We start from the raw sequence: 14,965 nt of genomic DNA, 5'->3' as shown, positions 1-14,965 counted from the left end.
TCAGGTAAAAGTAGAAAGTTATTCTTCACAGCTTTTGCCTTTTACAAGAATTTAACGCGTAATCGAACACCTTTACGTAACTTTGCTGCTCTTAAAAAAGGAATTAGAATAATGAGCAAAAATCCTCAGAGATTTACGATTACAGCGGCCCTGCCATATACTAATGGGCCTATCCATATTGGACATTTAGCCGGAGTTTATGTGCCGGCAGACATTTATTCCCGTTTTCTTCGAATGCAGGGGCACGATGTGGCCTTTGTTTGTGGTAGTGATGAGCATGGTGTGCCAATCACCATTAAAGCCAAAAAAGAGGGAGTAACTCCGCAGGATGTAGTTGATAAATACAACGGAATCATTAAAAAGTCCTTTGAAGATTTTGGAGTTAGCTTTGATAATTATTCCAGAACTTCCGGAAAAACACATCATGATACTGCTTCAGCATTTTTCAAAAAGATGTATGAGGACGGAAAGTTCATCGAGGAAACTACCAAGCAACTTTATGACGAAAAAGCTCAGCAATTCCTGGCAGATAGGTTTGTGACGGGTACCTGCCCGAAATGTGGAAATGAAGAAGCATATGGAGATCAGTGTGAAAGTTGCGGAACTTCTTTGAATGCTACAGATCTAATCAATCCAAAATCTGCTATTACCGGCGCTGTTCCCACGCTAAAGAACACCAAACACTGGTTTCTTCCATTAGATCAATATGAAGACTGGCTAAAGGAATGGATCCTGAAAGGTCACAAGGCCGACTGGAAATCGAACGTTTATGGACAGGTAAAATCATGGATAGATGATGGGCTTCGTGCTCGTGCGGTGACCCGCGACCTGGAATGGGGAATCCCGGTTCCTGTTGAAGGTGGCGATGGAAAAGTTCTATACGTTTGGTTTGATGCACCGATAGGCTATATTTCTTCCACAAAAGAATGGGCTGAAAGAGAAGGCAAAAACTGGGAGCCTTACTGGAAAGATGAGAACACTAAACTGGTTCACTTTATCGGGAAAGACAATATCGTTTTTCACTGTATCATTTTCCCGGTAATGCTGAAAGCTCACGGTGATTTTATTCTGCCAGAAAATGTTCCGGCCAATGAATTCCTTAACCTGGAGGGAAAAAAGCTTTCTACTTCAAAGAACTGGGCGGTTTGGTTGCATGAATACCTGGAAGATTTTCCAGATCAGCAGGACGTGCTAAGATATGTACTTACGGCTAATGCGCCAGAAACAAAAGACAACGACTTTACCTGGAAGGATTTCCAGGCTAGAAATAATAACGAACTGGTTGCGATTTTTGGAAATTTCATCAACCGCGTCATCGTTCTTACCAATAAATATTATAACGGAGTAGTTCCTGAGCCGGGAGAATATTCTGAAGTTGACGAGAAAACCATCGCCGAATTAAAAGCTTATCCATCTGTCATCGCCAGTTCTATTGAGCGATACAGGTTCAGAGAAGCTCAGGGAGAATTGATGAACCTGGCCAGGCTTGGAAATAAATACCTGGCAGATGAGGAGCCATGGAAACTGATCAAGACAGATGAAGAAAGAACGAAGACCATCATGTATGTGGCGCTTCAGATCGCTTCTGCCCTTTCCATCATCAGTGAGCCGTTTTTGCCATTTACTTCTGCGAAATTGAAGAAAATGCTGAATCAGTCAGATGAGAATTCAGATAATACTCCAGACTGGGATATTATCGGAACCAGGGAAGCTTTAATTCCACCCGGTCAACAGATCGGGAAAGCTGAATTATTATTCAGCAAGATCGAAGACGAGCAAATTCAAAAACAACTTGATAAATTGGAAGCGACCAAAACCGCAAACGCAATGGAAGATCAGCGGGCAGAACCGCAGAAGGAGATCGCTACTTTTGAAGATTTCACCAAAATGGATCTTCGCGTAGGAACCATTATAGAGGCTGATAAAATGCCTAAAACCAAAAAACTGATGGTCTTAAAAGTGGATACTGGTTTGGATAAACGAACAGTGGTTTCAGGAATCGCCGAACATTTCAAGGCCGAAGAGATCATCGGAAAAAAGGTAACCGTTCTGGTAAACCTGGCTCCAAGAAAATTACGCGGAGTGGAGAGCGAAGGTATGATCCTGATGACCGAAAATGCGGATGGAAAACTGGTTTTTGTAAATCCGGATGAAGACGGGGTGAAAAGCGGAACCACGATAAATTAATTTCTATAACTATATTAAAAAACCTCCAAAGCTTCACTAAAACTGAAGTTTTGGAGGTTTTTTTATAAGTAACCGTTAATTATACATGATATTTTCATATTTTGTGAATATTAAAAACCAACTTCATGATTCGTAAATACTCCCCCGCTTTTCTCCTGTTCTTTTTAATTTTCAATTTTCAAAATGCTGTAGGGCAGAATTATCAACGGGAGGTATTAAATGAATTACTGGATTTTCATTCCACCCCTAAAGAAATTGCTTATCTGCACCTTAACAAATCCATTCTTTTACAAGGTGAACAGCTGGGGGTTTCCGCTTATGTGATGCTTCAAAAAGATTTTGAGCCTTCGCTGGAAACTACCAATTTGTATATACAGGTTAAAGACTCCAACGATGTTGTAATAAAGGAAAAAATGCTTTTGATAGATCGTGGGACGGGTGCAGGAACCATCGATATCGACTCTACCTTAACCAATGGAACTTACTCCATCGTCGCTTTTACTAATTGGATGCGTAATTTCAAGCAGCAATATTTTTTCACGGAAAAAATCCAAATTGTTGAAAGCAATTTAGGTTTTGAAGAGAAAAAGATAGATAATCTTCAGAAAATCGATGCACAATTCTTACCTGAAAGTGGTCATTTATTGAAGAATACGGTAAATAACCTGGGAATTGCCATAAAAGATAGTTTAGGCTATGGATTAGCTGATGCCAGTGTAAAAATAAAGGATAAAGGAAATAAGATCATAGCAGAAACAAAATTGAATCGGTTTGGTATTGGCAGTATTTCCTATACCCCAAAAATAGGGCAAGAATATGTTGCCCTCATAAATTACAAAGGCCGGGATTTCACTGAAAATATTGAAACTGAGGTCGAAAACCAGGGCATTCTGATAGCTACAGAGAATAAAGAAAATGCGGTGGAGATTGTCCTGAATACCAATTCAGAAACCATAGAGAATTTTGGAACAGACCCGTTTGTATTATCCATACATAATCCGGGAAAAGCTACCACCTACCAGGTAACTTTTAACGATGAAACCTCCATGAGCCTGGAAGTCCCTTATACTGATCTGAATCCCGGAATAAATATTATCACCTTGTTTGACCAGAACAAAAGACCGGTGGCAGAACGATTGTTTTTCAATTACAATGATTTAAAAGTTGAGCATCTTGAGAAACCAGTAGTTGCCGATCAAACCGATTCCCTTCGATTGACAATACCTACTAAAAAACTCGCCGACAGTACTTTCTTGAGTGTATCTATTTTACCGGAAAACACCATTTCAGATCAAAGAAACCATAATATCATTTCTTACATGATGTTACAACCATTTGTGAATGGAACTATTGAAGATGCCAGCTGGTATTTTATGGATATCGATAGTACAAAAAGGAATGCTCTCGATCTATTACTCCTCACCCAGGGTTGGAGCAGTTATGATTGGCAAAAAGTATTCAATAGAACACAGGGGTATAACCACGATTTCGAAAAATATGTAGATTTTAAAGGCGTTTCAAATAATAAAGAAGATGGCTACCAAAGATTCCTGATCCATGCATCCCCTACCAATCCTCCAACCGTGGTAGAAGTTCCCGAAGGTGATGATTCATTTACTTTTGAAGCGATCATGCCGGTAGAAGGTGAAAGTTTATTTATTTCCAGAATCAAAAAGAACGATCAACTGGTCCCGGCTGGACTTTCATTACAATTCTTCCCAAACCAAATTGAAGATTTCAATCATTCAGGAAAAAGCCTTAGTCCACGGTCACATTTTTATTCTATAAAACCAGACCCGGTATTCTCCCAATTCAATGATTTTGGAAAAGGCGTAGAACAATTGGAGGTGGTAGAGATAGATGCTGTAGTAGATAAAGAAATTAAAAGGGAGAGAAAACTAGGAGCATTCAGTTACGGGAAAGTTGATGTTCTAAATGAGGATGACATCTATATGTATCAATTTCTTAGCCAGTACCTGATTGCTAAAGGGTTTTTAGTAAAGGAAACTCCAGTTGGATTAACTGTAAAAAGTCCCCTGGCTCGTGGTACCGGCTCTGGAATATTTAGTGAAACGGATGAAGTTGATCGCTTTGATTTCAGTGAGTTGCCTGATCAAACTAGAATCGGTTCTAATGTAACTATCTACCTGGATGGAATACCCATGTTCGACACTGCGATGTTCTACCTATACCCTTTATACAAAGTCGATTATATAGAATATAGTAAAACCGGAATGGGTGCAGGCTTTATGGGAAGTGGTGGCTATATAAAAATATATTCAGATTTCGAGGTAAGCCCAACTAAAGGGCCTTCCAAAAACAGGCTTCAAAAATTTGAATTTCCGGTTTCTTATGCGGTGAACAAAAAATTTTATATTCCGAAATACTCCAATACAAGGGATGAATTCTTTCAGCAATATGGCGTGATCGACTGGAAAAGTGGGCTGGTTGCAGGAGAGAATGAAAATGTTAGCATTAGCTTCAAAAAACCTAAGGTAGACTTTAAAATGATCATTGAAGGTTTTACTGCTGGTGGAGATCTTATTTATGACGTGAAATCTATTTCAATAAATTAACATCTGAATATTCCATAAAAACCAACTAAAAATTATTATATGAATTTCATAAACAGAAACAGCCTTTTCCAGGTAATTATAATTTCAATTTTTATGGCTTTCATGGGTTGCAATGAAAAAAGTCAATACACCGATGAAAAATATGAAGCCATACTCTATAAATATCATTCGCAGAAAGCAAGTCCAAAAGAAATAAAGGATATTGACCTAGTTTTAAGTAAAAATATTGATTCTAGCTATACCGGCCTTATATACAGATTAAATCAAGACCATTATTATGGATTTCTGGATGGAAACAAAAATCTTATAAGTTATGCGAAATTAAATGGAAATGATTCCAAACCTATGTTTCACAAGAACCATTGTTTTGTTTTAATTAATAAGGAAAAGAAGGCTGGTCTACCTGAGGAAGAAGATTATTGTTTCACGGTTTTTGTAGGTCAGGTACCTTTTAAAGATTATTCCGAAATTGAACTGGATTGGAATTGTGCAGAGAAATCTGTTGAACCCTTAGAGAATAACGGATATTTCTTTTTCTTCAGGAATAGTACGAACAACGAGATTTGTAACGTAAAACTTAGAAAAGGTGATGGTCAAATAAAAGATCTGGCATTTAGCCGGTATACAAAATCTTTCGTAGCCGGAAATTAAAATTTTTGGCGAATCGATTAAACATACGTTAACTAGAGCCTTCAATCGGCCAATCATTGCTGGAAAATGTAAATTTGATCCATATTGGATGCCTAAAGGCCCCCAGGAACAGAAATATAATCACTCCAAAGTATGTTGAAGATCGCTTTCCATCCCATCTACAAACATCCATTACCGGAGGGTCATCGTTTTCCTATGGAAAAGTATGATTTGTTACCGAAGCAATTATTACATGAAGGTACCTGCGATGAGGCTAATTTCTTTGAACCAGGATTTCCGGATAGTGAGCCTCTCCTCGCTGTACATGAAAATGAATATTTTCAACGTTTAAAGAACCTTGAATTAACCAAAAAAGAGATCAGGGTTTCCGGCTTTCCGCTTTCTCAGGAACTGGTAGATCGCGAACAGATCATCGCCGATGGCACCATTAAAGCCTGTGACTTTGCTTTAGAACATGGAGTATCCATGAATATCGCGGGTGGAACTCATCATGCATACAGTGACCGGGCAGAGGCTTTCTGTTTATTAAACGATCAGGCTATTGGAGCCCGTTATCTCCAGAATTCCGGTAAAGCTAAAAAGATCCTTATTGTAGATCTAGACGTTCACCAGGGAAATGGTACGGCCGAGATCTTTAAAAATGATGATTCGGTTTTTACATTTTCGATGCATGGAAAAGGCAATTATCCATTTAGAAAGGAAAAATCAGATTTGGACATTGAATTGGCAGACGGTACCGGTGATGCGGAGTATCTCAAAAAGTTGAAGTCTACCCTACCCAATCTTATTGATAGAACCCAGCCAGACTTTATTTTTTACCTCTGCGGAGTGGATATCCTGGAAACAGATAAACTGGGAAGACTTTCCTGCACTATTTCAGGTTGCAAGGAAAGGGATCGCTATGTGCTACAAACCTGCCACGATCTTGGAATTCCTTTAGAATGCAGTATGGGCGGAGGCTATTCTAAGGAGATAAAATTAATCATTGAGGCTCATGCAAATACCTACAGGCTTGCCCAGAAGATATATTTCTAAACCGAAACCGAATTATCTTAAAAAGAAAAACCTGCTTCAGGCAGGTTTTTCTTTATTAAAAATAATCTATTTGCCTAGAAGAAGTAATTCATGACACACAACTTCGGTAATATATCTTTTAATACCGTCTTTGTCCTCATAACTCCTGCTGGTTAGCTTTCCTTCGATCCCTACTTCCTTGCCTTTAGGCACGTAGTTTTCAATAAGCTCTGCAGTCTTACCCCAGGCAACTATATTGTGCCATTGTGTATCAGTGATCTTTTCACCTTTTGCATTCTTATAACTCTCATTTGTGGCAACTGAAAATTTTGCCAGCTTTTTACCCGATTCAAGATTTACGATTTCAGGATCGTTACCTACATGCCCAATTAACTGTACTGTGTTTCTTAAAGTGCTCATAACTATAGAATTTTTTGCAGCTGAAAATCATTCGTTCATTTCAACAGGACAAAGATGACATAGCTTGAACCCTTTATTCGTCTGCAAAGTATTTGTATCTGTTTACTTTCGTTTGCAAACGTTTGAAAACGGGTAATAAATAAATCTAAAAATCAGCTAATAGAATTCGCAGTGTTATTTTATTTTTAGCCTTTCAAATTATTCGAAATGAACAATCGTAAGATCAGTAATAAATTCAGGATTTATCACCGCTATTTAGGTTTCTTCCTGGCAGGGATCATGGCAATGTATGCAATTAGCGGGATTGTTTTGATATTTCGAAGCACCGATGCTTTTAAAATTGAAAAAACTGTTGAAAAGGAAGTTGCAAAAGGATCAAGCGAGGAACAAATAGGAAAAACACTTCGAATCAGGGATTTTAAAATAGATCGCACTGAAGGTGATAAAGTATATTTTGAACAGGGTGTATTAAATAGAACTACCGGGATCGCTACTTATAAGGTAAAGGAATTACCCTTTATTCTGGATAGCTTTACAAAGCTACATAAGGCCAATACCAACCGGCCACTTTTCTTTCTGAACATTATTTTTGGCCTTTGCCTTTTATTTTTCGTGGTATCAGCTTTCTGGATGTTCATGCCTTCCACCAGGATCTTTAGAAAAGGAATTCTGTTTACAGTGGGAGGTATAATTCTAACCCTTTTATTACTATTTGTATAGACATGAGTATCGAAAAAGCATATAACGAATGGTCTTCTCAATATGACTCCAACAAGAACAGGACACGGGACCTCGACAAAAAGGTAACGATAAAGTCGTTGGAAGACCTCAAATTTAATTCCGTTTTAGAAATTGGCTGTGGGACAGGTAAGAATTCTGAATGGTTACAAACAAAAGCTACTCAGATCTTCGCAGTAGACTTTTCTGAAGAGATGCTGGCTATCGCGAAAAAAAAGATCAGTAAAAAAAATGTCCATTTTCAAAAAGCCGATGTTACAGAAAATTGGCACTGGACTACGGAAAATTTTGACCTCGTCACCTGTAACCTGATCCTGGAACATATTGAAGACCTGGAATTTATTTTTGAACAGGCTTTCTCAAAATTGAAAACAGGCGGACATTTTTTTATTTCAGAATTGCATCCTTTTAAACAGTACAAAGGCACTAAGGCAAGGTTTAATTCCGGAGATAAATTAATTGAACTTGAAACCTTCACTCATCATATTTCAGATTTTCTGAATGCGGGTAAAAAGGCAGGTTTCCAGTTATTTGAACTTAAAGAGTGGTTTGATGAAGATAGCACAGATCCACCAAGAATAATCAGCCTGTTATTTAAAAAACCATGATTGCAAAGCTTCCAGAACCTCCCTACTACGCAGTAATTTTTACTTCAATTTTGACCGAGGATCATAAAGGATATTCAGAAATGGCTGAAAAGATGGAAGAATTAGCGGAAGAACAGCCGGGATACCTTGGGTTTGAATCTGCCCGGTCTGAACTTGGGATTAGTATATCCTACTGGAAAGACCTGGATAGCATCAGGATATGGAAAGAAAATTCGGAACATTTAATTGCTCAGGATTTGGGAAAAAGTAAATGGTACGATTCGTATTCCATAAGAATTAGCAAAGTTGAAAGAGATTATTCGTTTTTCTCACGCAACCAAAACCGGTTTTAGCCATCTACCTATTAACAAACCATTTTTATGAATAAAGTGATCCTTATCTTTGGAATGGACCCGTGCCCTATATCCTGCCGTAAATCTAAAAATGAAGCTGAAAAAAATATGGTGAATAAAGCATACGGCTATTCAGAATTCAGGAACATTTAAACCGGAATAAATCATCAACTTAAATTAATAACCAGAACCCTTTTTATGAAAACCTTCTTTAAACACCTTCTTTTTTTAGCCGTAATCGTTGTACAGTCCTGTAGTAGCAATGACGATCCAGATTGTTCAGCTGTTTCATGTGACTCTTCTTTTGCGATTCTCGATTTCCAGATCGTGGATAGTGAAACTGGAGAGAATATCACCGAGTCTATAATCTCAGGATATGCCCTGGAAGTTATTAATAACACCTCAGATGCTGAACCTAATTATGACTTTATAGTCGAGGAGGATATCTTAAGAATTTATATTTCCAACGATGTAGATTATACTGTTATGTATGGAGATGAGGAAGTTTTTTCATTTACTGCTGATGCCGAAAGGAATACTGGAGGCTGCTGCGCCAGTACCACCGTCACTGATCTTAAAATTGTTGGAGCCAAATTTGAAAGAAATGACGATAAAGGAATTTATCTGATCAAAAAAGAAATCAGGTCTCATTTCATTACCGGGGAAAGTTTAGAAAATTATCAGGCCTTTTTTGAAAATTCAATGTTGCAGATGGAAGCTGAAGAAGAAGGGCATGTGAATACAGAGTCCCTTGAAATAGATGTAGTGGCAGGTGAAAAACTGGTCTTCAAATTATTGACCTATGATGACCCTGAAGAAACCATAGCAGATGACGAAATCACTAAAATTGTATATTTTGAAATAGACCCGGAAGCTACAGAATTTACTTTAGATCCGGATAATTTTGAAGAGGCCAATGCAGTCATAGGTCTATCAGCCAGTACCAGCTTTATAAAACCAATCGAGAACGGAGAAATTTCTGGTACAAAGATTTCTAATGAAGAATGGCAGGTAGAAATTAAAGCTTCGGTAGGTGAAGAAGGCGATAGCTTTTTTATTAAGGTTGAAGAATCTAAAAAAGTTTTTAATAGAAGTACCTATGAAGATGTTTGGATGCCAATTTACAGAACCCATGTTTTCAACTAGGGCTTTTTAGTATCATTTCCTCGTATTCAGCTTTTTAATTATATTTCAATATGGAAAAGACATGCCCGGAATGCGGGGAAAAGTTACGTGGCCGTACCGATAAGAAGTTCTGTAGCGATTACTGCAGGAATGCCCATCATAATAAAGCCAATAAAAACACAACAAATCTTATACGAAATACGAATAATCTCCTAAGACGAAACCACAGGATCCTGGAAGAACTGAATCCGAATGATAAAACTTCTGTTCCCAGGACGAAATTATTATCTAAAGGTTTTGACTTCGAATATTTCACCAGCATTTATACTACCAAAACAGGAAATCAGTACTTTTTTGTATATGACCAGGGTTACCTGAAACTGGAAAATGATTTTTATGCTTTGGTAAGAAGAAACTGATATTCTCAAATATCCTACATGCGCCTAAACCCACTTATTTGGTCGAATTACTAGAAATCATCTCTATAGAAAACGGATTAGTTCCATTATGAAAAATCTTATTTCTCATTAAAAATTTCATTTTTTCAGAATTTTTAATACTTTTAACAAAATTCAATTCGTGATTAGCAATTCAAAAATATCGCACACTTACTGTAAGCCTCTAACCTTGATGGGGCTTCAGCCGATATTTGATTGCTAGACTTCCCATTTTTATATTCCGAATCTTTTTACCGTGAATGATCTTTTCGCGGAATTTTCAATAATCATTCTATTCTTTAATTGCTTAATTATGTATTTAATTCAGTTAAAAAATTTAATCATCTGTTGTAAGTCCCTTACCTTACAAGGACTTCAGCCTATCTTCGATTGCTAGAGAACATTTTTTAATAATCCTTTTTCAGCAGTTTCCCAATGGGTTTACCCCAGGGAAATACCTGGAAATATTGACTATTTCGAGTATTAATCAATAATTATTAAAATGAATTTCTCTAAACAACTATTAGTATATCTAATCATGTTTACGTGCGGTACATACGCATTCGCACAAAGAACAATTACCGGTACAGTTACTGCTGAAGACACCGGAGAACCATTATTAGGCGCCAACGTTCTGGTGCCCGATTCGAATATTGGGGTAGTTGGCGATTTCGATGGTAATTTCTCCATTGAAGTGCCCGATGGAACTCAGGCTATCGAAGTTTCTTTTGTTGGTTACCAGTCTAAAATAATCCCATTAACAGATTCTAATTCTTATAACGTAAGCCTTTCTTCAGATCAAACTCTGGATGAAGTTGTTATTGTTGGATACGGCACTCAGGAACGTGAGGATATTAGTAGTAGTATTCAGACTATAGAAACAGAAGAATTAGGAAAAACACCGGCTGCAAGTTTTGAATCGGCCTTACAGGGTCAAACTCCCGGGGTAAATATCTCTACTTCATCGGCTACGCCTGGTGCAGCGATAAATGTGAATATTAGGGGTGTATCTTCTATTTCGGCAAGTAGCCAGCCTTTGTTTATTGTGGATGGAGTTCCTCTGGTTTCTAGGAATAACTCTGCTTTGAATAGCAACATTCAGCCAACAAACCCTTTAGCAGATATCAACCCGAATGACATTAAATCTATTACGATTTTAAAAGATGCAGCCGCGGCCTCAATTTATGGTTCGCGAGGTGCCAACGGGGTAGTTCTCATTACTACTAAAAGAGGTAAAACTGGTAAAACTCTTGTAAACGTAGGATATTATACGGGCTTTTCTGAAATTACAAATACACCAGACCTTGTAGGTCCAAATCAATTCAAAGAATTTTTTAATACCGCCGCAGAATTTGATGGATTAGGAGAAGATTATTTCGACTTTATTGATACTTCCAACGGTGTCAACACAAATATTTATGATGAAATATTCAGAACGGGGATTACTCAAAACCTGGATATCAGCGCCCGTGGAGGATCTGAAAAAACAAGATTCTATTTAAGTGGAAATTATTTTAAACAGGAAGGTATTCAGATAGGTCAGGAATTTGACCGATTGAGCACTCGTTTAAATTTGGATCATACTATCAACGACAAGGTTAAAATAGGAACAACGATCTTTCTAAACCGAAGTAATCATGATCGTACCATCAATGAGAACGATGAATATGGAGTAATCATCAACGCTCAGGGTTGGGATCCAACAGCGCCTATTCGGGATGAAAATGGAGAATTTACTAATCCATTCAGTTATAATACATGGTGGCCTTTAGAAAACCCGGTGTTGATCGCCGAAGAGTATATCAATGACTCTCAGAGTACTCGTTTCCAGGCTTCAGCGTTTGCTGAATGGAAGATCATTCCAGACCTTACCTTTAGATCTGCCTTTTCAACTGAATATTCCAATTTCGTGGAAGAATCTTTCGTGCCGGCAGGAACCAATAAATCAGACGACGGGGAAGCAATTTTCGCCACCTACGAAGAAACTACCTGGCAGCTGGAGAATACGCTTAACTATAACAAGACTTTTGCAGAGAAACATGATCTTGATCTTTTAGCGGGTTGGACCCTGCAGGAGACCAAGGCTCAATTCTCAGATCAGGCGGGAGTTGGATTTGCAACGAATAATACTACCAGTATTTCTGCAGCCAGTACGATCATTAATAGCACTACCGGTAAAAACCAGTTTGGCCTACAGTCATTTTTTGGGCGTGCAAACTATTCCTTCGATAACAGATATGTTTTCGCATTTACACTAAGAGCAGATGGATCTTCTCGTTTTGGTGAAGACAACCAGTATGGTTATTTCCCATCAGGATCTATAGCGTGGAGAGTTAACGAAGAAGACTTCTTCGATATTGAATCTATCTCTAATCTCAAATTTAGAGGAAGTTACGGACTTACCGGAAATCAGGAAATTTCTTCCAACTGGGTGGGAACATATTCCCTGAATGCTGATTATAACAACAGGCCGGGAATTGCCCCTAACCGACTTGAAAATCCTGATCTGGGTTGGGAAAAAACCAAGCAGCTCAATATTGGTTTGGACCTGGGATTATTTGACCAGAGAATTAATATGACCGCAGATTATTTCAATAAACAAACCGAAGATCTATTACTTAGTGCCGGTGTTTCGGGGTTAACGGGCTTCAGTTCTGTTTTTCAGAATATTGGCGAGATCGAAAATACAGGATTCGAATTTAGTCTGAATGCAGATATTTTCCAGGGTGAAGGTTTTAACTGGACCACCGGGGTGAATTTTTCCTTCCTGGATAATGAGATCATAAACTTGCTGAATGATGGTGAACTTATAGGCAGAAACCACATTCTAAAAGAAGGTGAGGCGGTAAGCACGCTTTATTTAATAAAATATGAAGGTGTAGATCCACAAACAGGGGATGCCATGTTCGAAGATATAAACAACGACGGGGTAATAGATTTCGACGACCGACAGATTGCAGGTAGCGCCCTTCCCGATTATTTTGGTGGATGGCAGAATAATTTCAGGTATAAAGGTTTCAGCTTGACAGCAAATATTCAGTTTTCTGGTGGAAACAAGATCTTTAACCAGAGTAGGCATGCCTACGAAAACTTCGGATTTACCCGTAGCGGAATTCCTTACGCGAATATAAGTCAGAGAGTTTTTGACAATTACTGGAGAGAGCCAGGACAGCAAACAGATGTTCCGAGGCCTTCTACAGAAGCTGGCCAGTTACAAAGATTCAGCACTCAATTCCTGGAGGATGGAGATTTTATAAGACTTAAAACACTTAGATTGGGTTATGATCTTCCGTCAGACCTGGTGGATTCAATCGGTCTAAATGGCCTAAATCTATATGTACAGGGACAAAATCTCGTGACGATCACAGATTACCTAGGATTCGATCCAGAGGTTTCTACGAACACTTCCAATCAAACCGATCTTAATGTTCTGCAGGGTGAAGACTTCGGAACTCTCGGGCAGGCACGTACAATCACGATAGGATTAAATGCTTCATTTTAAACAACAATTATGAAAAACATACATAAATTTTTAATCATAACCCTACTTCTTGGTTCATTAGCCGGATGTAGCGATATTTTGGAAGTAGAGCTGGATGACGAAATTCGTTCTACAGAAGCGATCACAGATGGAATCTCACTAAGATCTGCCGTAACCGGACTTTACAGTCTTGCACAAAGCGGAACTTATTATGGAGGTGAATTCATAATGGCGCAGGCTTTAACAGGCGGTATTGCAGATGCCACAGGTTTCCGGGAGCGCTTTACCCAACTTGACAATGCCATAATCCCTGCATCCAGCATCTATGTAGAAAGCAGTTGGGTAGATGCCTATGCCCTGGTAAATTCAAGTAACCTAATCCTTGAAAAAGTAGATGAATTGCAATTGGACGATCCAGAATCTCAAGGTGCAGCTCATTTTTTCAGAGCACTTGGGCTTTTTGATGCTTTGCGTCAATTCGGGCAGTTTAGAGATATGAATTCGGAATTTGGAATTCCGGTTTTTACTCAATATATAGACAGCGAAACAGCGAAAACAATTCCAAGATCTACCGTAGCTGCTTCTTATGATCAGATTATTTCAGACCTGGAAATGGCCATTTCCCTGATGGAATATGACAGTGAGAAATTTACTGTTTCTAAAGGTACTGCGGAAGCCTTTTTAAGCAGGGTTCATCTATATGCAGGGAATTATGAGGAAGCTGAACAATATGCTACCCTAGCCATTGAAAACCATGATTACGCTTTGAACGGAAATTACAATGATATCTATGAAACAGAGGGTTCAGCCGAAGCAATTTTTGAACTTCAATTTACCGAAACCGATGGGAATACTTTGACCGAATATCTTTCAGTTTCACCACCGGAAGTATCAGCAAGTTTTGAAGATTTTTATGCCGCAATGAGCGACGATGATGATCCCAGGGGAGATCTATATTTCGACGATGGCCGAGTGGTTTTCGTAGATAAATATGGGATTAACGATGCTACGGTTGATGGGAATGCCATTATTATGAAGCTTTCAGAGGTTTATTTGAATAGAGCTGAAGCAAGAGCAAGAATGGGAGAATTTGAACTTGCCCTCGAAGACCTGAATATGGTTAGAACGAGATCACTCCCAGATATGGCTATCACCCTGGAAGAAGTTTCAGACTTTGAGTCGTTTACAGATGTGTTAATCGAAGAAAGGGCCAGAGAAATGGCTTTTGAAGGTCATCGCTGGTTCGATATTGTAAGATTGGGCAGAGCTGAATCTATTTTAGGAATTGAAACTTTCCGAACCGTGTATCCAGTTCCTCAAAGGGAAATTGTAATATCCAATGGAACCCTGGTTCAAAATCCTGGGTATTAAAAAATAAGTGTTTGATTTGTGGTCT

The 14,965-nt window shown here is 38.4% G+C and carries 13 protein-coding genes; 12 read left to right on the top strand and 1 reads right to left on the bottom strand.

Going from position 1 to position 14,965, the window contains the following annotated elements; genetic code table 11:
* Positions 1–111: 111 nt before the first annotated feature.
* From metG to ML462_RS05735, 4 genes are all read left to right on the top strand, one after another.
* Positions 112–2,187: a methionine--tRNA ligase gene (gene metG, locus ML462_RS05750; protein WP_240712796.1), complete on the top strand. Its 2,076-nt coding sequence runs from the start codon at positions 112–114 to the stop codon at positions 2,185–2,187.
* Positions 2,188–2,312: 125 nt separating this feature from the next.
* Entirely contained in the window at positions 2,313–4,763 is a 2,451-nt protein-coding gene (locus ML462_RS05745; RefSeq protein ID WP_240712795.1) for a hypothetical protein, read from the top strand.
* Positions 4,764–4,802: 39 nt separating this feature from the next.
* Positions 4,803–5,414 (top strand): hypothetical protein, encoded by a 612-nt coding sequence (locus ML462_RS05740; RefSeq protein WP_240712794.1) that lies wholly within the window; start codon positions 4,803–4,805, stop codon positions 5,412–5,414.
* Between the two features lie 132 nt (positions 5,415–5,546).
* Entirely contained in the window at positions 5,547–6,449 is a 903-nt protein-coding gene (locus ML462_RS05735) for a histone deacetylase family protein (protein WP_240712793.1), read from the top strand.
* Positions 6,450–6,515: 66 nt separating this feature from the next.
* Here the strand turns inward: ML462_RS05735 and ML462_RS05730 are convergent, their stop codons facing one another.
* Complete coding sequence (locus ML462_RS05730) at positions 6,516–6,848, bottom strand: single-stranded DNA-binding protein (RefSeq protein WP_240712792.1); 333 nt, start codon at positions 6,846–6,848, stop codon at positions 6,516–6,518.
* A gap of 207 nt (positions 6,849–7,055) precedes the next feature.
* Between ML462_RS05730 and ML462_RS05725 the strand changes: the two genes are divergently transcribed.
* The 8 genes from ML462_RS05725 (at position 7,056) to ML462_RS05695 (ending at position 14,940) form a co-directional block, all read left to right on the top strand.
* Positions 7,056–7,568, top strand: a complete 513-nt coding sequence (locus ML462_RS05725) for a PepSY domain-containing protein (RefSeq protein WP_240712791.1) — start codon at positions 7,056–7,058, stop codon at positions 7,566–7,568.
* A 2-nt stretch (positions 7,569–7,570) separates the two neighbouring features.
* Positions 7,571–8,194, top strand: coding sequence for a class I SAM-dependent methyltransferase (locus tag ML462_RS05720; RefSeq protein WP_240712790.1), 624 nt, complete (start codon positions 7,571–7,573; stop codon positions 8,192–8,194).
* Entirely contained in the window at positions 8,191–8,526 is a 336-nt protein-coding gene (locus tag ML462_RS05715; RefSeq protein ID WP_240712789.1) for an antibiotic biosynthesis monooxygenase family protein, read from the top strand. The genes ML462_RS05720 and ML462_RS05715 overlap by 4 nt, the downstream gene beginning before the upstream one ends.
* Before the next feature lie 27 nt (positions 8,527–8,553).
* Positions 8,554–8,679, top strand: a complete 126-nt coding sequence (locus ML462_RS16070) for a hypothetical protein (protein WP_262914725.1) — start codon at positions 8,554–8,556, stop codon at positions 8,677–8,679.
* Between the two features lie 45 nt (positions 8,680–8,724).
* A complete protein-coding gene (locus ML462_RS05710; protein ID WP_240712788.1) occupies positions 8,725–9,672 on the top strand; it encodes a hypothetical protein in 948 nt (315 codons plus the stop codon).
* Between the two features lie 50 nt (positions 9,673–9,722).
* Entirely contained in the window at positions 9,723–10,070 is a 348-nt protein-coding gene (locus ML462_RS05705; protein ID WP_240712787.1) for a DNA gyrase inhibitor YacG, read from the top strand.
* Between the two features lie 556 nt (positions 10,071–10,626).
* Positions 10,627–13,590: a SusC/RagA family TonB-linked outer membrane protein gene (locus tag ML462_RS05700; RefSeq protein WP_240712786.1), complete on the top strand. Its 2,964-nt coding sequence runs from the start codon at positions 10,627–10,629 to the stop codon at positions 13,588–13,590.
* Positions 13,591–13,599: 9 nt separating this feature from the next.
* The gene (locus ML462_RS05695; protein WP_240712785.1) at positions 13,600–14,940 is read left to right on the top strand and encodes a RagB/SusD family nutrient uptake outer membrane protein; all 1,341 of its coding nucleotides are present in this window, start codon (positions 13,600–13,602) and stop codon (positions 14,938–14,940) included.
* The last annotated feature ends 25 nt before the right edge of the window (positions 14,941–14,965 follow it).

It is taken from the genome of Christiangramia lutea (assembly GCF_022489035.1).
GTDB lineage: Bacteria > Bacteroidota > Bacteroidia > Flavobacteriales > Flavobacteriaceae > Christiangramia > Christiangramia lutea.
The sequence above is the reverse complement of the archived record's forward strand: the minus strand, read 5'-3'. Positions and strand labels throughout refer to the sequence as shown.